This is a genomic window from Marivita sp. (assembly GCF_020055635.1).
Classification (GTDB): Bacteria; Pseudomonadota; Alphaproteobacteria; order Rhodobacterales; family Rhodobacteraceae; genus Marivita.
In genome coordinates, this window is sequence record NZ_JAIPUT010000025.1 from 1 (window position 1) to 19887 (window position 19887).

Consider the following 19887-nt stretch of genomic DNA (forward strand, 5'->3'; position numbering starts at 1 on the left):
ATTAAGGCGCGTAATGAAGTTTATGTAATTTAGTTTTGCGATCCGCCGGAAATCCGAGAGTCCGTCTTATGTATTTTGCCCGATTTTGTGTTGGAATAGTCTGCCTCGGTGGCAGTGACCAATGCTCCTGGTAAGATGAATCTGCCCGTAGAGTTAAAAACGGACTGATCCCCGTGGGTCGTCATCACGTCGATCCGTCCGCCGCGATGAGAAGTTTCAGATACCGCTTGCTTGCTGCGGGTGAGCGTGACCCTTATAATCAGCGCCATGGATAATGACGGCACCGAACCAGACCACGCACGAAGCCTTGAGGGGTTGATCGACAAGGCCGACATCTCGGGTGTCATCCACTCCTATTGCTATCATTTCGATCGGGCAGAGGACGACTCCGTATTGGCCCTCTTCACCGACGATGCCGTTGTCGATTACGGACCGGATGTTCCTACGTTGACGGGCCGAGCCGAAATCCATGAAATGGTGTCGCGCGGCTTGGCCGATTTTTTTGCGGCAACCAGTCATCATGTATCCAACATAATGGTTCATTTCGAGGCACCGGATCAGGCGACAAGCATCTGCTATCTATATGCGTGGCACAGGTATCAGGATGGCCGGCCGAATAGCGAATTATGGGGACAGTACCATCACGCGTTCCGTCGCGTCGGTGACGGATGGAAGATTTCCAGTCTCATTCTGCGTGCAGCAGGCTCAGATCTCTTTCACCGGGACAAGATGCACCCTATCGGACGTCGTTAAGGGCAAACGTAAGCCAGGCCTGCGTCACATCGGAAAAACGAAACTTACTAATTTCGCGACCGTGCGCAGGACAATAGAGAAGGGCGGCCGTTCGGGCCGCCCGTCCAGTTCTCGGGTATGGACACCGATTAATTACCGGCAATGAACGCTTCGAACCGGTCCTTGAATTCCGCCGCTTCGGGTTGGTCTGTCAGGATGATGTCCCAGCTTTTCTTGGCCGACTCCATGAACGGGGCAAGATCAGGCTCGAGTATTTCGACCCCGGCTTCCGCAGCGGTCTTCAGACCCTCATCGGCAAGACTGTCATGCGCGTCGATGCCGACTGCTATGGCGTCGGTTGCGGCGGTCTGAATCAACTCCTGGATATCTGCAGGTAGACCGTCCCACCATGTCTTGGACAGCACCATGACGGTGGTCGATTGGTGCGCTTTGGTCATTGTGTAAGTATTGACCGTTTCGTAGAACCCGTCAGCGACGATGGCATCCGGCGAGATCTCGAGAGCATCCACGACATTGTTCTGGATTGCCATGAACAACTCGCCGTAAGACATCGGTGTCGGCTGGGTGCCCATGGCTTTGTAGGCCTCGACGAACCCCGGCGTGGGAAGAACGCGGATCTTCAGACCCTGCATGTCCTCGATGGATTCCACCCGTGCAGGAGCCTTACTGGCTACCGACCTTTCATAGATCGACCCGAAGCCCAGACCGTACATTCCGTACTCGCCCAGGAGATCAAGCATTTCGCGACCCATGTCGCTTTGCAGAACTTCGTAGGCCTGCTGCTTGTCTTCGAAAAGATAAGGCAGGGACAGCACGCGATATGCCGGCACCACGGTTTCAAGTGTGGAACCACCAACAAAGCCGCCGGTGAGAATTCCGGTCCGCATCGACTGGATGGCGCGGGTTTCGTTGCCGGCCTGAGCGCAGCACTGGACCTCAACAGCGATCTGGCCCGCGGAGCGTTCCTCGACAAGCGATTTGAATTCGTTAAGCGTCACTTGGTATGGACTTTGATCGCTCAACACATGGGCCATGGTCATTGTGTAGTCCTGAGCCTGAGCGGCACCGGCCCCCACGAGCATCGCTGCGGCGAGGCCAAACGCGGTATGTCTGATAGTCATGTCAGTAATCTCCCTGTCGTTCTGATTAACGGAGCAAGGCGAGCGAAATGCCCGGGACGTAGGTGATGATCATCAGGTTGCCGAAGAGGACCATCAGGAACACCGCAAGCGGACGCATCAGTTGCTCCATACTGATGCGAGCGATCCCACAAGCGATGAAAAGATTGACTCCGACCGGAGGCGTTACCATGCCGACAGCGAGGTTCACGATCATAATCATTCCGAAATGAATCGGGTCGATCCCATAGCTCACGGCAATGGGAGACAGGATCGGACCGAGAATGACGATAGCAGCGAAGGTTTCCATGAACATCCCCACGACAAGCAGGAACACGTTCACCAGAAGCAGGAAATACAGTGGGTTTTCCGTCACGGTCGTCAACAGCATTCCAAGCTGCTGCGGCGCGCGCAAAAGATGCAGCGCAAAAGCGAACATCGCGGCGAAAGCGACAATGATCATCACCACCGACGAGGTGATGGCCGCACTTGCGAAAATGCGCGGGAGGTCCTTGAGCGATATCTCGCGGTAGACCCCGACGCTCAGGAACAGCGCATAAAAGACCGCCACAACCGCCGCCTCGGTCGCAGTGAAGATACCCCCGAAAATACCACCCAAGATGATGATGGGCATGAAGAGTGACAAGGACGCCTGCCAGAACGCGGCGGACACCTCGCGCAGCCATGGACCTGCTTGAAACGGCTGCCGCTCGCCATAGCCCATGATCCAAGAGACCAGGATGGCCGTTGTCATCAACGAGGTCCCTATCATCAGCCCCGGCAGAAAACCTGCAATGAACAGGTCAGTGATCGAAATCCCCGTGATGACCCCGTAGATTACCATCGCCACGGAAGGTGGGATGATGACACCCAACTCTCCCGACGCGGCCGTCGTCGCGGCACTGAATGGGCGCGGGTATTTCTGCTTTTCCATCTCGGGTATCAGCATCGACCCGATGGCAGCTGCCGTAGCTGCGGATGATCCGGAGATGGTGGCGAACAACATGGAGGTCATCACGACTGCGGCTGCCAATCCGCCGCGAACCCAACTGACCAACGCCTTGGCCAGATTGACAAGCCGCTTGGCGATGCCGCCGTGCTGCATCAGGCGACCCGCCAGTACGTATAGCGGCAAGGCCATGAGCGCAAAGCTGTCCAAGGCTTCGAAGATGACCTGAGGAATGGCAATGAACGGAATATTCTTGTCGATCAGCGTGGGAACAGCGGCCAGACCAAGCGACATGGCGATGGGCACGCTTGCGACAAACAGGACCAGAAGTGAAGCAACAAGAAGGATCACGTCAATCCTCCGGCGCGAAATCCGAGGCAAATCGGATATCGCGGCCTTCGATCAATGTTTCTGCGATCAGCGCCAATGAATTGAGAATCATCAGAACCATGCTGACCGGCATGGCCCAGTAGACCTTGTCTTTCGTGATGCCGAGAACCGGGCTGGTCTCTGATTTGCCGAGTTCAATGAAATCAACACCCGTTAAGAACAAAAGTCCGAAAAATGAGATGCACAGGATCATTACGGCAAAGCGTATCGGCACGCCCGTATGCGCGGGCAATTTGCGGACACCGAATTCAAGCGCGATCATTCGCGCGTGCCGCACACCCACGGCAGCCCCTAGGAATACCATCCAGATCAAGGTGTAGCGCGCCAGCTCCTCGGTCCAGGGTGCGGAAATGTTCACATTCAAGGCTGTAAGGACAAAGCGGACCAACACTTGAATCAAGACGGCCAAGGAAACAATGCAAAGCAATGCGGCGACAAGAGCCGTCACCACTACATTGATCTTGTCCATAATGGTCACGTAAATCCGCACCGGCTCTATCCCAACCGCAAGTTTTTCTGTGTCAGCGGCGAGGCGCCTTCGTGTACATCGACAAGCTTACGCATGTCGAAAATGTTCGCAAGACAAATTTTTGTTCGCTATGCGCACAATGCGAATTTTTTGAATTTCCGGCTCGGCCAAATCCAATTTCGTCAAGAGAATTCTCCGGTATTCCTGCTCAGATCCGCCGTTCAGGCGCCGATGCAGGCCAGTCGTCAGAGGGCGTTGCGCTTCAGTCTGCGACCAGCTTTTCCGCGAAATGACAAGCGGAGCGGGACTCGCCGACGGACCGCAGGACCGGGCGCTCGGACCTGCAGCGGTCTTGCGCGAGCGGGCAACGTGGGTGATAGGCACAGCCCTTGGGAGGGTTGATCGGATCGGGGATCTCACCGGTGGGCGGTTCGGTCTCCCGCCCGAACCCATCCAGCTTTGGTGCAGCTTCCAGAAGCATCTTTGTGTAGGGATGGCGCGGAGTGGTGAAAAGCGCATCCGGTGCCGCCTCTTCGACCAGACGACCAAGGTAAAGCACACCGATCCGATCCGCCATGTGACGCACGACGGTCAGATCGTGGCTGATGAACAGGAACGTCAGTCCAAGGTCTGTCTTGAGGTCGGACATCAGGTTCAGAACCTGCGCCTGAACGCTCACATCAAGGGCCGATGTCGGCTCGTCGCATACGATGAAGCGCGGGTTAGACGACAGGGCGCGTGCAATGCAAAGGCGTTGCCGTTGCCCACCCGAGAATTCGTGCGGATACTTGTCGGCATCTTCTGCGGACAACCCGACCTGTTCCAGCAAGCGTTCTGCAAGACCGGTCGTGTCACCACCCCGGGCGGCCACAGGTTCGGTGATGATGTTTCGCACGCGCCAACGGGGGTTGAGACTTGCATAAGGATCCTGAAACACCATCTGGATTCGCTCACGCGCCGCATCCATGGCCTTGGCGGATGTCTCGCGGGACAGGTCGACGCCCCCGATGGTGACTGACCCGTCGGTTGGGGTCAGCAATCCCACCATCATCTTGCCGATCGTGGATTTGCCCGATCCGCTTTCACCGACCAGTGCATAGGTCTCTTTAGCGGGAATATCGAAAGACACGTCCGACACGGCGGTGAGAATGCTCTTGGGCAAACGCTCCACCACGCGGTTCAGCCACGGTTTGGACACGTCGAACCTGCGCGTAAGATTGCGCACGGACACCATGGCAGGTTTGGTCGACATCAGGCGATATCCTTGGCTGTTTCTGTGGCACCGACCGGAAACCAGCATGCAGCCCGACCCTCGTCTGCTGCCAGTGTCGGGCCAAGGTCGCGACGGCAGGCCGTCTGCGCCCGATTGCAGCGCGGGTGAAAGGCGCATCCTTGGGGCAGCGCCCCTAGACGGGGCATGTTGCCAGGAATTTGACGCAAGCGGGTCTGGCCGAGTGACGCCAACGGGGCCGACCCCATCAGCCCCTCGGTATAGGGATGGCGCGGACGGGTCAGCACCTCGCGCACCGGACCCAGCTCGGCGGTGCGGCCGGCATACATGACGGCAACCTTGTCAGCGGTTTCGGCGATTACGCCCATATCATGGGTGACCAGCATCACCGCAGTGCCGCGGTCCCGGCACAGTCGCCGCAGGAGCGTGATGATCTGGGCTTGCACGCTGACATCAAGGGCGGTTGTCGGTTCGTCCGCAATCACCAGCGATGGCTCGGCACAGAGCGCCAGCGCGATGACAACCCGCTGGCGCATCCCGCCGGAAAACGCGTGCGGGTAACTGTCGATGCGTTCACGCGCACCGGGAATACCTACTTCCTCAAGCGCTTTCACAGCGCGCTCGCGCGCCTCGGATTGCGAGATCGGAAGGTGTTCGCGCATGGTTTCGATTAACTGTTCGCCCACGGTCAACAGCGGATTGAGGCTGGTCAACGGATCCTGAAACACCATGCCGATGCCGGTGCCTCGAATCTTGCGCATGTCTGATGGCGACAGGGTGTCGATGCGTCGCCCGTTCAGATACACCTCACCCGATACGATCTGAGCGGGACGGTCCAGAAGCCCGATCACCGCGTTGCCGGTCATGGATTTGCCCGCACCGGATTCCCCGACAACGCCAAGGATCTCTCCCCGTGCGATGTCAAAGCTGACATTGTCGACAGGGCGCAGAACAGCGTGACGGGTCTGGATCTCGACCACCAAGTTGCGGACGGACAGAACGGGTGTGTCGGTCATTTCAGCCTCGGGTTCAACGCATCACGCAGCCAGTCGCCCAGCAGGTTCACGCTGAGCGCCAACATCAGAAGGGTGACAGCGGGAAAGAACAGGATCCACCACTCCCCGGAGAACAGGAATCCCTGCCCAATGCGGATCAGCGTGCCAAGGCTGGGCTGTGTCGGGGGCGCACCGACGCCCAGAAAGGACAGTGTCGCTTCAGCGATGATGGCCAGTGCAAGCGATATTGTGGCGATTACAAGAACCGGCGACATTACGTTGGGCAGGATATGCCTCAGCATGATCGCACCCTTGCTACGGCCGATCAGGCGCGCGGCCTGCACATATTCCTTGTTCTTCTCGACCAGAGTGGCCCCACGCACGACGCGGGCGAACTGAACCCAGTCCGACAGGCCGATCGCGATGATCAGCACCCAGATTGCCATCTGGTCACGGTATTCCACCGGCGTGATGCCCTTGGCGATGCCAAAGATCAACATGGCGACCAGGATGGCGGGAAAGGTCAGCTGAACATCGGCGGCACGCATGATGATGGTTTCGGTCCAGCCACCAAGGTAGCCCGCCAGCAAGCCCAGAGTGACCCCCAACAGCATGGCGAACAGGACGGCAGCAAAGCCCACGAACAGCGAGATGCGCATGCCGAAAAGGATAGTCGAGAACACATCGCGGCCCTGATCGTCGGTGCCCAGCCAGAACACCTCGCCACTGAACATGTTGGGTTCCATCGGCGGGGTGAACCCGTTCATCAGATTGAGAGAGCCCGGATCGAACGGATCGTACGGCGCCACCAGCGGCGCAAAGACCGCGCCCAGAACCAGTGTCATCAGGACGAGGAAAGACACGATCGCAACCGGAGAGCGGCGGAATTTCCAAGCGAAATCCGACTGCCATGCCGATGTGAACCGTGACATGCGCGCTCGGGTAGCGGCAGGGGGTGGCGTGGTTTCGACCATGCTAGTGTCCCTTCGTGCCATCGACGCGCAGACGCGGGTCAATGGCGAAATAAAGCAGATCGACGATCAGATTGATGCCGACGAACATGACCGAAATCAGCATCAGATAAGCCGCCATTACCGGGATATCGACGAACTGGATCGCGTTGATGAACAAAAGGCCGACACCCGGCCACTGAAACACGGTTTCGGTGATGATCGCAAAAGCGATGATCGAGCCTAGTTGCAGGCCGGTAACAGTGATCACCGGCACCAGCGTATTCTTTAGTGCATGGCGGAAGTTGACCGACTTTTCACGCAATCCCCGCGCCCGGGCAAAGCGGATGTAATCCTGCCGCAGCACCTCGAGCATCTCGGATCGTACCAGACGCATGATCAACGTCATCTGGTATAGCCCCAATGTGATCGAGGGCAGGATAAGCGCCTTGAGCCCGCTTTGCGTCAGAAACCCGGTGGTCCACCACCCAAGGTCCACGGTGTCGCCGCGCCCGAAACTGGGCAGCATGTCCAACTCGACCGAAAACACCCAGATCAGCAGAATGCCGATCAGGAAGGTGGGTAACGAAACACCGACAAGTGAAAGTGTCATGATGACGTTCGACCCAATGCCATTGCGTCGGATCGCGGTGAAAACGCCGAACCCGATACCGAACAGCATCGCAAAGACACCCGACACAAAGGCCAGTTCCAGCGTCGCAGGAAGGCGTTCTGCGATGATCTGCGACACCTCGCGGCCCTGGCGGTAGGACAGACCGAAATTGCCTTGGAAAGCGTTGCCAAGGAACGTCCAGTACTGAACCACAATGGGCTGATCGAGACCCATTTGTTCGCGCAGCCGGTCGACATCTGCTTGCGTGCGTTCCTGTCCCAGCATGTTCTCGACCGGATCGCCGACAAAGCTGAACATCGCGAAGGCCACCAGCCCCACGATCAGCAATACCAGAACGGATTGGAAAACGCGCCTGAGAATGAAGGCAATCATGCGGCTCAGCTTTCAAAGAAGTCGTCAGAGTGCGCAGACAGGTGCCTGTCTGTACTTCGCCCGTCAAGGGGTGGGGGACGGCACGTCACCGTGCCCTCCCCGGGATCGCATCAGTCGACGGTGAAGTACTTCACCTTTACCTGATCGTCGGAATCCATTGCCGCACCGACTTTTCCATCCATCGCCCAGTTCAGAACCTGGTGGTGGATCGGCAGGTAAACCACGTCATCCTTCACGATCTGCCACATCTCCGCGACCATCGCGTCGCGCTTTTCAAGATCGACTTCCTGCGCGATCGCCTGGGTCATCTCGTCGATCTTGGCGTTGGAATAGCGCGTGCCGTTCCAAGTGCCGAAGAGTTCGCCCTTGGTGTGGTACAAGAAGTTAAAGATGTATTCGGAATCGTAGGACGGGATTCCCCAGCCCAGCATGTAGAAATCCGACTCAAGCCCGTTGACCAGCGGGAAATGCTGCGCCTTGGGAAGCGCCTCGAGATTCACCGTGACACCGATCTGCGCCAGCATCCCGACAGTGGCCTGGCAGATCGCCTCATCGTTGATGTAGCGGTCGTTCGGGCAGTTCAGCGTGATTGAGAAGCCGTCACCGTAACCTGCCTCTTCCATCAGCGCCTTGGCTGCGGCGACATCCCATTCCGGGTAGGAATCCAGTTCTTCCGTCCAACCCTGAACGAAGGGCGGGGCAATCATCCCAGCCGGCTGCGACTGGCCACGCATCACGACCTGCTGAATCGCTTCGCGATTGATCGCCATGTTCATCGCCTGCCGAACCTTGACGTCGGTCAGGGGGTTCTTGCCATCGACATTTCCGCCCAGCAGTTCGTCGCTGAGGTTCAGACCGAAAAAGATCACGCGGTTCTGCGGTGCGGTCAGCACCTTCTTCCCGTCAGTGGTCTTGATCCGTTCCAGATCCTGCACCGGCACGTCCTGAATGAAATCCACCTCACCCGAAAGAAGAGCCGCCATGCGGGTTGCCTGGTTCTGAATCGGGGTGAATTTGATATCGGTGAACTCCATCGGGAATTCATCCTTGCCCCAATAGTCCTCGTTGATCGTCATCACCGTCTTGACGTCGTTTTCGCGGCTGACGAGCTTGTAGGGTCCGGTGCCGTTCACGTTTTGCGAGGCAAAGGTTTCCTCGCCACCCTCGACATCTTGGACGTCGACGACATTGTTCACCTCGGCCCAGCCCTTGTCGATGACGAAGATGTTGGGCAGCGTCGCGGGAAGAATAGGGTTCGGACCGTTCGTGATGATGTTCACTTCGTAGTCGTTCACCGCTTCGACGGAGGCGACGGACGAGATGATGCCCTTCATGTCGCTTTCTTCAGAGAGCGCCCGCTCGAAGGAAAATACGACGTCCTCGGCGGTGAAATCCGCACCATCGTGGAATGTCACACCTTCGCGCAGCTTGAAATTCCAGACTTCCGGATTGTCGGGGCTGACCGACCATTCGGTTGCGAGCGCGGCTTGCAGATTACCGTCCGGTGCGCGCAGGATCAGCGGTTCCATCATCTGGTGCATCACCGCGATCGTCACACCTTCGTTCTGGGCATGCGGGTCCAGGGTCAGCGCATCCCCCGCGCGTGCCCATTTCAGCGTTTCGGCGCTGGCCGACGCGCCAAGAACCAGCGACATGGCCGTCGCCATCAACATCGTCTTTTTCATTGCGGAATACTCCCGGTTGGTTTGATTTTTTTGCCTACGGCTGCCGCAGGGTGAACTTTTGTGCGGCTGATAAAACGAAAAGCCGCCAGCCCATGCAAGTGTTACCCGCTTGACACGTGGCGTCAACGCGCGACGTGCAGCGTTCTTTCAAGCGATGACAGGATCTCCGGCCCGTCCCGCCGAAGGATCACGATCTCTTCGAGCCGGATGCCGAACCTGCCCGGAATGTAGATCCCGGGTTCGATCGAAAAGACCATGTTTTCGCGCAACTCCGTCTGGGAGGATGAGGTCAGATAGGGTGGTTCGTGTACCTCGAGACCCAAACCATGCCCGGTGCGATGAACAAAGTAGTCGCCATATCCGGCATCGGTGATCACTTCTCTAGCGGCATCATCGACAACATGTGCTGCCACCCCCGGACGCGCCGCCTCCATTGCCGCCAAAAGCGCGGCTTCGACAATGGCATGTACCTCTTCGTAGCCGTCCGGAGCATGACCGACTGCGGCCATCCTCGTCATGTCGCTCGGGTAGCCACCATATCCCGCGCCGATGTCGAAAACGATGCTGTCGCCTTCCTGGATCACGCGGTCACCGGTGGAATGGTGCGGGAATGCGCCATTGGGACCGCTGGCGCACAGTGCAAAGGCCACATCCGCACCCTGCTCGGCAAAGCTGTCGCGGATGGCAGAGGCCACCTGTTTCTCGGTCAGCCCCGGCTTCAATGCGGCAAACCCCGCTTGCATCGCTTTATCGTTGACCAGCGCAGACGCTTTGAGCGCTTCGTACTCGTCCGCATCCTTGATCATGCGCAATTTGCCAACGAGTTCCGATGCCAAGACGCGCTTTGCATCCGGCAGGACGTTGAGAAGCTCCAGCGAGAAATCGGTCCGCATGGTTTCGTCCAGGCAGATCGTCGTGACATCGCCGAATTTCCTGACAACCGCGGCCAGAACGGCCGACGGCCCATCTTCGTCACGCCAGGTTCGAAGAGGCAAACCGGCATTGGTCCCCGCCTGTTCGGCATTGACGGAGGGCACCACGAAAACGGCCTCTTGCTGACCGATCAGAGCCAAAGTCAGCCGCTCGTCCGGGTGAGGATGCCAATCGAGTGCCCATTGCATATGCGCCGCCGGGCCAAGCGCCACGAGGTCGATGCCCTGCGCAGACATTTCAGAGCGGATCGCGTCAAGTTTCCGGTTCAGTTCTGTCATTCGTCACATCCTTTGTTGCGTAGGCTCAGGGCACGCGCGGTTCGGCATCAGGTCTCAGCGGGCTTTCATAAGGTTCTTTGGCAAGCCGTGCCTTGAAATCCGCCTTGGCCTCGGCAAGGTGGCGGGGATCCGTCAAAAGATCCACAGCCGTCCCGGCGATAGCTTTCGACACCTGCACCATTGCCTTGTGCGCAGCGTCGCTTTTTCCCTGCGCCACAACCTGCCATGTGTGCAAAGGCGTCCCGATGGCCATGGTGCCACCACTTACCTGAGCGAACGGCACGGTCCAGCTGATGTCACCAAGATCCGTGGAGCCCAGCATGGGCACGCCTCGTGTCTCGTAGGGCACGACGAAATCGCAAAGCGGGGCATCTATCCGCTCCAGCCCTGCCGCTTGGTAGGTGGCGTCGATGTCCGCATCAGACAACGTGCCCTGGATTTGACGCGCAAAGGCGCGGTCCTCGTCGGAAAACTGCGCCGAGCCCACGCGCTCGAAGTGCTTTTGCATCAGCTTGTAAAGCGGCGGGTTGTCCAACATCTCAGACATGGCTGAAATGAAGTGCGATCGCATCGTCGTTCCGGACATCAGCGCTGCACCTTCTGCGACCTTTGTCACGCGTTCCAGCACCGACTGCATGTCTTTGCGCTTCAGCGACCGAACGGAATACCGCACAGTTGCGCGTTCCTGCACCACATTGGGCGCCTGGCCACCGGAATCGAGAACGGCATAGTGAATCCGGGCATCCTGCGGAACGTGTTCGCGCAGATAGTTCACGCCGACACTCATCAATTCGACGGCATCGAGTGCGCTGCGGCCCAGATGCGGCGACACGGCGGCATGGGATGTCCGTCCCTGGAAGTGAAAGTCGATCATCGCGACTGCCAGGGTCAGGGGCGGAATGATGCCGTTAAAGCTCATCGGGTGCCAAGACAGCGCGGCATCGACATCGTCGAACACCCCTTCGCGCACCATGAAGGTTTTGGCCGCCCCACCCTCTTCTGCCGGACAACCGTAATACCGCACGGTTCCAGGCAGATTGTTGGCCGCCAGGAAATCCTTGACCGCAGTTGCGGCCATCATTGCGCCCGCCCCCAGAAGGTTGTGCCCGCAGCCATGCCCGCTGCCACCCTCTTCGACCGGATCAAATTCCACAGATCCGGCAATCTGGCTCAGGCCCGGCAAGGCGTCGTACTCACCAAGAATCGCGATCACGGGACCACCCTGACCCGCCTCTCCCATGACTGCTGTGTCTATTCCGGCCAGCCCCGTTTCGACACGGAAGCCCTCGGCTTCCAAGAGCGCGCGATGCGCCTCGGCCGAGCGGTGTTCCTTGTAGAGAAGCTCGGGCGTTTCCCAAACGCTGTCAGCCAATTCGATGAACCGCGTCTTCTTGGTTTCGATCATGTCCCAAAGGGGGTCGTCATTCCGCATGGAAGCCTTCCTAAATCGCCGGCCAGGCGAAAGCAGTTTCACTGAGCGAACAGTTGTTCACAAAACGCACTGTTGTCAACCGATTGCCAGTTCCGCGACCAGCTCTGCTGTGGTGACCTGGCGACAATAGCCACGGATCGCCTGCAACGAGGCCACCTGACGCTCTGGCGTATAGGTGGCACAGGCGTCGGCGACCAATGTCACGAGATACCCCAAGTCACAGGCATCGCGCACCGCGCTTTCGACGCATTGATCGGTCAGGACGCCCGAGATCACAAGCTGGGCAACACCAAGATTGCGCAACACGTAGTCGATATGCGTCGACACGAACACAGATGAGGATGACTTGGGCAGAACGATCTCGTCACCCTGCGGCGCAATGCCGTCGATCAACTTGGCGTCGAACGACCCTTTCGGCACGTTGAAGCCGGTAATCTTGTAATCCAGGCTGCGGTCGCGCCCATCCAGCGTCAGGCTTTCAATGGTCGTATACATCACTTCCATCCCTGCCTGCCGCCCGGCGCGTTGCAAGGCCTGCATGTTGGGCAGAATCTCGCGGTTGAAGCGCGCGATGAAGGGCAGATATGTGTCCCTGCGGTCGTTTTCGCTGGCTTGACGAACCTCGCTCCCCTCGGGATGCAGGCAAAAGTTCTGAACGTCGATGAACAGCAGCGCGGCGCGATCCGGTTGCACGGCGATGTCACGGCTGGTGGTCGACAGAAAGGGCGCAGTCATCGGGTAAACTCCTTCAATGCAGTGGCGAGTGCAGTGCAGATCCGCGCGACGCCAGATGCATCGGCAATCAGGTCATTGCGGATCTCGACCAACGCGTGTGGAACGCCGTTGGCTTCGGCATGAACCGGGATGGTATAATCCGACGCGTCGTCGATATCATAGGGCGTATTCGCGTCGACCGGCCCATCCACAAGTTCGGGCAGGCGCTGCATCAGGTGTCGGAAGAGTGGGTTGTCATCGCGCGCCAGGATCCCTATCTCGACGCGCCGTGGCGCCGCGTCACCCCGACGATGCGGGGTAAAGCTGTGCACACTGACCAGCGCCGACCGCCCCGGAACCATCGCGGCCAGTGTAGCGTGAAACGGTTGGTGGATCTCGTCCCAGCGCGCGGTCACATCCGGATCCGTCAGCCCCGCGTTGCCGGGAACAGTCCGCGTATCCGAGCGGTCCGGCACCAGGTCCGGGGCGTTTCGCGGACGATTGCAATCAATGACCAGCCGAGAGTACCGCTGTGCCACATAGGTCGCCCCGAGCTTTTCTGAAAGCGCCCTGGTCACCTCCAACGCACCGGGATCCCATCCGATATGGTCCAACAGGTCTTCCCGCGCCAATCCAAGATTTCCCAGCTGCCGAGGGATCGTGGTTCCGGCGTGTTCGCAACTCAACAACATGCCTGCACCGTCTGGACCACCTCCACGAAGAATCGGATCCGGGTCGGTTGAGTGCAGAAGCATGATGTCCCTCTCTTGCAATGCGAGAACAGATGTTCACAATCAGGGCAGATCGACAAGACGCCATTTTCATTGGAGAACTCAATGTCCGAACCCCTTGTGATGGCCTGCTTGAGCGATGTTGCAGGACTGGTGCGCGGCAAAGGCTTCGCCTTGGCAGATCTGGACAAACGATGCCGGTCAGGCATCGGCTGGACACCAACCAATGTGCAGATCACCTGCTTTGATGGGATTGCACCGTCACCTTTCGGATCCGAAGGCGACGTGATCCTCTGGCCGGACGCGGACGCCTTGTTCGAAGCCGACATCCCCGGCGCGCCAACATTGCGGATGGTCCTTGGGGATGTGACCGACCGAACTGGCGCTGCTTGGACGTGCTGCCTGCGCTCTCACCTGCGCGCGGCCATCGAGCGCCTGGAAGCGGCAAGCGGGCTCGAAGCGCGGATCGCGTTCGAGCATGAGTTCATGTTGATCGGGCAGGGCGCCGGACCGGCCTTTTCGCTCTCGGGGTTTTACGGCGTCCAGGACTTCTCTCAGGCACTGATCGCCGCCTTGAAAAACGCCGGAATGGAGCCGGATAGTCTCCTGCGGGAATACGGGCCATCGCAGTTCGAAGTCACGCTTGCCCCCAAACCTGCGCTTCGGGCCGCGGATGAGGCCATAGCGCTGCGGGAAATCACCCGGGCCGTCGCAAGTTCCTTTGGATACCGGGCAAGCTTTGCACCAATTCTGGATGCCGACAGCGTGGGCAACGGGGTGCATGTTCACCTGAGCCTTTGGGATCGGCAGGGACAACCCCGAATGTTTGATCCCGACGGTATCGCCGGTTTGTCGCAGGAAGCTGGCGCGGCGGCCGCGGGAATTCTGCGGCACATGCCGGATTTCGCGGCACTGTCCGCACCCTCTGCGGTCAGCTTCATCAGGTTGCAACCGCATCGCTGGAGCGCGGCATTCGCCAATCTGGCGATCCAGGACCGTGAAGCGGGATTGCGGATTTGCCCGGTCAACACAACTGATCCGGACCGCGTGGCACAGCAATATCACTACGAATATCGGGCTGCGGATGCCGCTGCCTCCCCCTGGCTTTTACTCGCAAGCTTGCTCCATGCAGCGGCCTCGGGCGTCGAAGAAAGCCTGACATGTCCAAGCCCAAGTTCCGGCGATCTTTCCCTGCTCTCCGAGGACGAGCTTGCAGCGACAGGAATATCCCCCCTGCCCCGCACCCCCGAAGCCGCGCTGGAGCGCCTCGAGTCGTCCCAGGTGCTGTCAGGCTGGTTTCCCGATGGGTTCATCCAGATCTATATCGACCACAAGCGGCATGAGTTTGCGGCATCGCAGGTTCAGAGCCCGGAAGAAGCGATGCAAAGCTACGCATCGATTTACTGATGCGCGGCGTGTCGGGTGAATCACTTGATCTTGCACGCTCTGCGGTCAATAGTTCGGCATACGAACAAGGAGGACGAAAATGACTGCTTCCAGATTGCTTCACCAGATGGCCGCCTCGAACCCGTTGCGATCCGGCCCCAATCGACGCCATGTGCTGGGCGGGTTGGCCGCCAGCGTTGCCGCTTCTGCCGGCCTTCCGAAAATGGCACGTGCGCAGGACGATGCGCTGGCCTTGCTGACATGGGACGCCTATGCCGACCCGCGCCTGCTCGACATGTGGCGCGAACAGACAGGCACACCAATCCGCTACGAGATCCACATCTCGGACCCGACATCGGTCAATCGTCTGCGCGCGGGCGAAACCAATGTCTGGGATTTCGTCAACCTCAACAATCCCTGGGCGCGGGAAATCCTGTGGCCTGAAAACCTGATCTACGACCTGCCTCGCGACCGGTTCGAGCCGCTCTACGCGCAGATGTTCGAAAAATTCGCGATGCCTTATGACTGGGCGCTTTCGAAGGACGGAAACAACCTGCTGGGTGTGGTTCAGCGGTTTGAAACTTTCGATTTCGTGGTCAATTCCGACGTAATCTCGCCGGAAATGGCCAAGGACGAAGGCTGGGATCTGTTCAACAACCCCGATTTCGCCAACCGTTACGGCATTCTGGCTTATGAGGATTGGAACGTCATGGACATCTGCATGGGCGCAGGTATCCATCCCTTCAAACCCAAGACCGAGGCCGATTTCGCCAAATTCGAGGAAACCGCGCGGCGCTGGATCAACAATGCTCGTCTGATCACTACGGATTTCGTACAGCTCAACCTCGCCATGCTGAACGGCGAGATCGACCTTTATTTCACCGGCGGCACGTACACGGCCTCTTCCGCGCGGGCCGAGGGCGCAACCAACATCTACGCGATCACGCCGAATTCCGGCCCGGCCGACGGCAAGGGCGGGATAAACTGGATCGAGCTCAACTCAGCCGTTGCCAATCCGAACCGCAAGGAAGCCGCCTTCGATTTCCTCGAATGGATAGCCACCCCTGACGCAGCCGAAATCATCGCCCGTGGCAACGGCAATCTTCAGCCGGTCAGCCAGATGGCCCAAGACGAAGTGCTTTCGCGCTTCAGTGCCGACGAATTGGACGCCATCCAGTGGGATGAATTCGACCAACGCATCGCCAACGCAGTCGAGTTTGACATCGTCCCCGACTACGATCGGCTCTACGACATCTACTCGGCTGCCATTCGTGATCGCGGCTGATCCACGGATGACAAGGACCGCCGAACCGGCGCAGAGACAAACCGCGCTCAGCCTGATCGGGCTGAGCCGCCACTTCGGGACGTTCAAGGCTCTGGACTCGATCTCTCTGGAGATCGAGGAAGGAGAGTTCTTCACCATTGTCGGCCCGTCCGGGTCCGGCAAAACCACGATGTTGCGCATCCTCGCCGGCCTGGATCAGCCAACCCAAGGCAGCCTGCTGCTGCGCGGCACCGACATCACCCGCATGCCTGCGAACCAGCGTCCAACAGCGATGGTGTTTCAGTCTCTGGCCCTCTTCGATCATCGCAGCGTCGGCGAAAACGTGGAATTCGCGCTCAAGATGCGCGGGATGCCCAAGCCGGAGCGTCGCGAGCAGGCGTTCGAACTGCTGGATCTCGTCCATCTGGGTCGCGACTATTACAACCGTGCCGTTACGCAATGTTCCGGCGGCGAACGACAGCGGGTCGCGCTGGCCCGGGCGCTGGCCTCGGACCCTGAAATCCTCTTTTTCGACGAACCGCTTTCAGCGCTCGACTATCGCCTGCGCAAGACACTCGAGGTGGAACTGCGCGAATTGCAGCGACGCACCGGTCGGACCTTTGTCTACATCACCCATAGCCTGGAAGAGGCGATGGTCATGTCGGACCGCATCGGCATCATGCGCGAAGGCAAATTGGTGCAGATCGGGACGCCGGCAGAGATCTACGGCCAGCCCAAGGACCGCTTTGTCGCCCGCTTCATGGGCGAGGTGAACATCTTCGAAGTCTCGGACCATCGGCTTGTCGATTTCGAAGCTTCTGTTTCAACCGTGAAAGACGGCTTCCTGATCGTGCGGCCCGAAATGCTGCACCCCGTCGATGCCGAGGATCCGGGACTACATTTCGAAGCCACCATTGCCGAGGTTTTCCGTCTTGGTTCTCGCGTTCAGCTTCACCTGGAGACCGTTGCTGGTCTGCTGGTGTCCGAACAGCCAGCCTCCTGTCAACTCAAGCCGAACGATGCTGTTCGCTTCGGGTTCGACCCCGATCAGACACATAGCGTGCCCGAATGACCCAACAGAAGCTTGGCCTCCTTTTCATGGCTCCGGTTGCCGCCTTTTTGTTGATCGGGTTCGTGTCTCCGATCCTGATTGTCGGCTGGTACAGCCTGATGGAGCCACGCAGTTTCGATCTGAACACGGTATTCACGATTGCCAATTACCGATCCGCCTTTTCCGATGGTTACGGTCCGCCGTTCTTCTGGTCGCTGAGCTTCGCAGCGGTGACAACACTCACCTGCCTTGTTCTGGCTTGGCCGACGGCAAAACTCTTGCACCGGTTTGCCGGGCGTGGAGCGGCTGTCATCACCGCGTTGATCGCGGTTCCGATCTTCATTTCCGAAAGCGTGCGCTTGTTTGGGATGTCGCTCTTTCTCATGCCGGGCGGTGGTATCCTTGCCGGTTCCATGCGCGCGTTGTTCGACCTCTCCATCGGCAGCGTGCTCAACACCAAGCTGGCCGTCTACCTGGGTCTCGTCTACGTGCATTTTCCCTTTGTCCTCTTCCCGGCGCTTCTGGGTGTGGCTCTGATCCCGCAGGACCGGATCGACGCCGCCCGAGATCTGGGTGCGTCCCGCTGGCAGGTGCTGCGAGAGGTGGAACTGCCACTGGCGTTGCCCGGCCTCGTCATCGGCGCGCTCCTCACATTCGTTCTCTGCATCGGGGCTAATGCCGAGGCGGCCATTCTGGGGGGCCAGACCGTTACCGTGCTCACGCGCGCCGTCGAACAACGGTTCTCCTATGCGCAGGATTGGCCCATGGGCGCCGCGCTGACAATGCTGGTGATCGCGATGACGGCGGTGTTCGTGTTCCCGGCCCTGTCGCGGCTCGATCTAAACCGGCTGATCCGCAGATGACCCGAGCATGGAAATATGTCGGAGCGATCTGGCTGGCGCTTGTGGTTGTACTTCTTTACCTGCCGATCCTCTCGGTCGGCCTCGCAAGTTTGGCCAACACCCGATACATGCGCTTTCCGCATCGCAACTGGTCCATCGGCGCTTATACCGACGCGCTCTCGCAGCATGAAACTCTGGTTCTGCACCTGACATCTCTCAAGGTGGCTTTGCTGGTGACCGTGCTTTCCGTCATTCTGGCAACTCTTGGGGCGATGGCCTTTGCCCGCTATGACTGGCGGGGCCGGTCGGCCTTTCAGAAAGTCGTCGTGCTGCCGATTTTTTTTCCGCAGCCGGTCTTGGGCTTAGCGCTCTTGTTGTTTTTCTCGGCACTCGGATTCACACCCACATGGAAGACGGCCGTCTTTGCTCATATGGTCTGGGTTCTTCCCATCGTGACTCTTGTGATTTCGATCCGGCTCTTCGGTTATGATCCGGCCCAAGAGGACGCTGCACGCGATTTGGGAGCGTCGCGCTGGCAGGTGCTGCGCGAAGTCACCCTGCCCTACCTGTCACCAGGCCTGATTTCGGGGGGGCTGTTCGCGTTCCTGTTGTCGTGGTCGAACTTGCCTTTGTCGATCTTTACCACCGGCGCGGACACAACGCTTCCCGAATGGCTGTTCAGCCGCGTCGCCACGAACTATGCGCCTGTCGTTTCCGCCATCGCGGTGATTGCAACGCTAGCGTCGGTGCTGTTGGGATGTGTCGTCATCCTGATCCTGCGCCTGATCGATACCCACGGAATCAAGGGGGACGGGGATCATGGCTGACGTTCCTCCGCAGGATTGGCCAGAAGAGTTCTGGCGCGACAAGGTCAACCGGGTGCGCGCGGGGCGCCGACTTGCCCCGGTTTTTTGGCCCGAAGGCGGAAAAGCCGCGCTCGCGCTGTCATTCGATTGTGACCACGAAACCTTTGAAATGGGTGGCGGTCGCCATGCCGTCGGTCGCTTGGGTTGGGGAGAATTCGGCCGCCGTGTCGGGGTGCCGCGCATCCTCGACACATTGCGCCAGCATGATGCCCAAGCGTCCTTTTTCATTCCTGCCGTTTCTGCCCTGATCGATCCGGACGAACCACGCCGAATTGTGGATGCCGGCCACGAGATCGGTGTACACGGCTGGATTCACGAGGCGAACGCAACCCTGACCAACACGCAGGAGCGCGATCTGCTTCACCGGTCGCGCGACACGCTGGAGAAATTGAGTGGACAACGCCCCGTGGGTCATCGCGCCGCCCATTGGGATCTGAGCGATCACACCATCCCGCTGGTGGCCGAAGCCGGGTTCGACTACGACAGTTCGATGATGGCCGACGACAGTTGTTACGAACTGATCAGCGAGGGCACTCCGACCGGCCTTGTCGAAGTGCCTGTGGACTGGGTCCGCGACGACGCGGTCTATCTCTTGTTTAATCGGGTGCCACCGACCCGCCCTTCCCTGAGCGCCGATGATGTTCTGAAGGTCTTCCTGCGCGAATTCGACGCCGCGTTCGACGAAGGTGGATTGTGCCAACTCGTCATGCATCCTTTCGTGATCGGATATCGTTCGCGCATCTGGATACTTGATGAACTCTTGCGCCATGCGCGTTCCCGTGGCGACGTGTTCATCGGTACCCATGCCGCCGTGGCGGCCCACGCCAAGCTGAATGGATAGGCC

At 59.1% G+C, this 19887-nt stretch carries 19 protein-coding genes; 7 read left to right on the forward strand and 12 right to left on the reverse strand.

Annotated features, from left to right (window positions below; translation table 11 throughout):
• Positions 1-246: 246 nt before the first annotated feature.
• Positions 247-753 carry a nuclear transport factor 2 family protein gene (locus LCF60_RS12890; RefSeq protein WP_292292261.1) on the forward strand — a complete coding sequence of 169 codons (507 nt, stop codon included), beginning with the start codon at positions 247-249 and terminating at the stop codon, positions 751-753.
• A 128-nt stretch (positions 754-881) separates the two neighbouring features.
• On the opposite strand, the gene LCF60_RS12895 is transcribed toward LCF60_RS12890, so the two are convergent.
• From LCF60_RS12895 to LCF60_RS12950, 12 genes are all read right to left on the reverse strand, one after another.
• A complete protein-coding gene (locus LCF60_RS12895; RefSeq protein WP_292292263.1) occupies positions 882-1874 on the reverse strand; it encodes a TRAP transporter substrate-binding protein in 993 nt (330 codons plus the stop codon).
• A 25-nt stretch (positions 1875-1899) separates the two neighbouring features.
• Positions 1900-3171 carry a TRAP transporter large permease gene (locus LCF60_RS12900; protein WP_292292265.1) on the reverse strand — a complete coding sequence of 424 codons (1272 nt, stop codon included), beginning with the start codon at positions 3169-3171 and terminating at the stop codon, positions 1900-1902.
• Position 3172: 1 nt separating this feature from the next.
• The gene (locus LCF60_RS12905; RefSeq protein ID WP_292292340.1) at positions 3173-3679 is read right to left on the reverse strand and encodes a TRAP transporter small permease; all 507 of its coding nucleotides are present in this window, start codon (positions 3677-3679) and stop codon (positions 3173-3175) included.
• Between the two features lie 262 nt (positions 3680-3941).
• Entirely contained in the window at positions 3942-4931 is a 990-nt protein-coding gene (locus LCF60_RS12910; RefSeq protein ID WP_292292267.1) for an oligopeptide/dipeptide ABC transporter ATP-binding protein, read from the reverse strand.
• Positions 4931-5926 (reverse strand): ABC transporter ATP-binding protein, encoded by a 996-nt coding sequence (locus LCF60_RS12915; RefSeq protein WP_292292268.1) that lies wholly within the window; start codon positions 5924-5926, stop codon positions 4931-4933. The genes LCF60_RS12910 and LCF60_RS12915 overlap by 1 nt, the downstream gene beginning before the upstream one ends.
• Positions 5923-6837, reverse strand: coding sequence for an ABC transporter permease (locus LCF60_RS12920; protein WP_292292270.1), 915 nt, complete (start codon positions 6835-6837; stop codon positions 5923-5925). The genes LCF60_RS12915 and LCF60_RS12920 overlap by 4 nt, the downstream gene beginning before the upstream one ends.
• A gap of 43 nt (positions 6838-6880) precedes the next feature.
• Positions 6881-7861: an ABC transporter permease gene (locus LCF60_RS12925; protein WP_292292271.1), complete on the reverse strand. Its 981-nt coding sequence runs from the start codon at positions 7859-7861 to the stop codon at positions 6881-6883.
• A 110-nt stretch (positions 7862-7971) separates the two neighbouring features.
• Positions 7972-9546, reverse strand: a complete 1575-nt coding sequence (locus LCF60_RS12930; RefSeq protein ID WP_292292272.1) for an ABC transporter substrate-binding protein — start codon at positions 9544-9546, stop codon at positions 7972-7974.
• 122 nt (positions 9547-9668) lie between these two features.
• A complete protein-coding gene (locus tag LCF60_RS12935; protein WP_292292274.1) occupies positions 9669-10757 on the reverse strand; it encodes a Xaa-Pro peptidase family protein in 1089 nt (362 codons plus the stop codon).
• A gap of 25 nt (positions 10758-10782) precedes the next feature.
• Entirely contained in the window at positions 10783-12189 is a 1407-nt protein-coding gene (locus LCF60_RS12940) for a M20 family metallopeptidase (protein ID WP_292292275.1), read from the reverse strand.
• A 75-nt stretch (positions 12190-12264) separates the two neighbouring features.
• Entirely contained in the window at positions 12265-12924 is a 660-nt protein-coding gene (locus LCF60_RS12945) for an isochorismatase family cysteine hydrolase (RefSeq protein WP_292292276.1), read from the reverse strand.
• On the reverse strand, positions 12921-13595 hold the full coding sequence (locus LCF60_RS12950; protein WP_292292277.1) for an N-formylglutamate amidohydrolase: 675 nt from the start codon (positions 13593-13595) through the stop codon (positions 12921-12923). The genes LCF60_RS12945 and LCF60_RS12950 overlap by 4 nt, the downstream gene beginning before the upstream one ends.
• Positions 13596-13739: 144 nt before the next feature.
• On the opposite strand from LCF60_RS12950, the gene LCF60_RS12955 reads away from it, so the two are divergent.
• From LCF60_RS12955 to LCF60_RS12980, 6 genes are all read left to right on the forward strand, one after another.
• Positions 13740-15041, forward strand: a complete 1302-nt coding sequence (locus tag LCF60_RS12955) for a glutamine synthetase family protein (RefSeq protein ID WP_292292278.1) — start codon at positions 13740-13742, stop codon at positions 15039-15041.
• A gap of 79 nt (positions 15042-15120) precedes the next feature.
• Complete coding sequence (locus LCF60_RS12960) at positions 15121-16305, forward strand: PotD/PotF family extracellular solute-binding protein (protein WP_292292279.1); 1185 nt, start codon at positions 15121-15123, stop codon at positions 16303-16305.
• A gap of 7 nt (positions 16306-16312) precedes the next feature.
• Positions 16313-17356 carry an ABC transporter ATP-binding protein gene (locus tag LCF60_RS12965; RefSeq protein ID WP_292292280.1) on the forward strand — a complete coding sequence of 348 codons (1044 nt, stop codon included), beginning with the start codon at positions 16313-16315 and terminating at the stop codon, positions 17354-17356.
• Positions 17353-18198: an ABC transporter permease gene (locus tag LCF60_RS12970; RefSeq protein WP_292292282.1), complete on the forward strand. Its 846-nt coding sequence runs from the start codon at positions 17353-17355 to the stop codon at positions 18196-18198. The genes LCF60_RS12965 and LCF60_RS12970 overlap by 4 nt, the downstream gene beginning before the upstream one ends.
• Entirely contained in the window at positions 18195-19004 is an 810-nt protein-coding gene (locus tag LCF60_RS12975) for an ABC transporter permease (protein ID WP_292292283.1), read from the forward strand. The genes LCF60_RS12970 and LCF60_RS12975 overlap by 4 nt, the downstream gene beginning before the upstream one ends.
• Positions 18997-19884 (forward strand): polysaccharide deacetylase, encoded by an 888-nt coding sequence (locus LCF60_RS12980; protein WP_292292285.1) that lies wholly within the window; start codon positions 18997-18999, stop codon positions 19882-19884. Before LCF60_RS12975 ends, LCF60_RS12980 begins: the two co-directional genes overlap by 8 nt.
• Positions 19885-19887 lie beyond the last annotated feature (3 nt).

Bases quoted from the DNA above. Each gene is read 5' to 3' on its own strand.
- LCF60_RS12895 (WP_292292263.1), bottom strand. From the start codon at position 1,874: ATGACTATCAGACATACCGCGTTTGGCCTCGCCGCAGCGATGCTCGTG.
- LCF60_RS12905 (WP_292292340.1), bottom strand. From the start codon at position 3,679: ATGGACAAGATCAATGTAGTGGTGACGGCTCTTGTCGCCGCATTGCTT.
- LCF60_RS12910 (WP_292292267.1), bottom strand. From the start codon at position 4,931: ATGTCGACCAAACCTGCCATGGTGTCCGTGCGCAATCTTACGCGCAGG.
- LCF60_RS12915 (WP_292292268.1), bottom strand. From the start codon at position 5,926: ATGACCGACACACCCGTTCTGTCCGTCCGCAACTTGGTGGTCGAGATC.
- LCF60_RS12920 (WP_292292270.1), bottom strand. From the start codon at position 6,837: ATGTCACGGTTCACATCGGCATGGCAGTCGGATTTCGCTTGGAAATTC.
- LCF60_RS12925 (WP_292292271.1), bottom strand. From the start codon at position 7,861: ATGATTGCCTTCATTCTCAGGCGCGTTTTCCAATCCGTTCTGGTATTG.
- LCF60_RS12930 (WP_292292272.1), bottom strand. From the start codon at position 9,546: ATGAAAAAGACGATGTTGATGGCGACGGCCATGTCGCTGGTTCTTGGC.
- LCF60_RS12935 (WP_292292274.1), bottom strand. From the start codon at position 10,757: ATGACAGAACTGAACCGGAAACTTGACGCGATCCGCTCTGAAATGTCT.
- LCF60_RS12940 (WP_292292275.1), bottom strand. From the start codon at position 12,189: ATGCGGAATGACGACCCCCTTTGGGACATGATCGAAACCAAGAAGACG.
- LCF60_RS12945 (WP_292292276.1), bottom strand. From the start codon at position 12,924: ATGACTGCGCCCTTTCTGTCGACCACCAGCCGTGACATCGCCGTGCAA.
- LCF60_RS12950 (WP_292292277.1), bottom strand. From the start codon at position 13,595: ATGTTGTTGAGTTGCGAACACGCCGGAACCACGATCCCTCGGCAGCTG.
- LCF60_RS12955 (WP_292292278.1), top strand. From the start codon at position 13,740: ATGTCCGAACCCCTTGTGATGGCCTGCTTGAGCGATGTTGCAGGACTG.
- LCF60_RS12960 (WP_292292279.1), top strand. From the start codon at position 15,121: ATGACTGCTTCCAGATTGCTTCACCAGATGGCCGCCTCGAACCCGTTG.
- LCF60_RS12965 (WP_292292280.1), top strand. From the start codon at position 16,313: ATGACAAGGACCGCCGAACCGGCGCAGAGACAAACCGCGCTCAGCCTG.
- LCF60_RS12970 (WP_292292282.1), top strand. From the start codon at position 17,353: ATGACCCAACAGAAGCTTGGCCTCCTTTTCATGGCTCCGGTTGCCGCC.
- LCF60_RS12975 (WP_292292283.1), top strand. From the start codon at position 18,195: ATGACCCGAGCATGGAAATATGTCGGAGCGATCTGGCTGGCGCTTGTG.
- LCF60_RS12980 (WP_292292285.1), top strand. From the start codon at position 18,997: ATGGCTGACGTTCCTCCGCAGGATTGGCCAGAAGAGTTCTGGCGCGAC.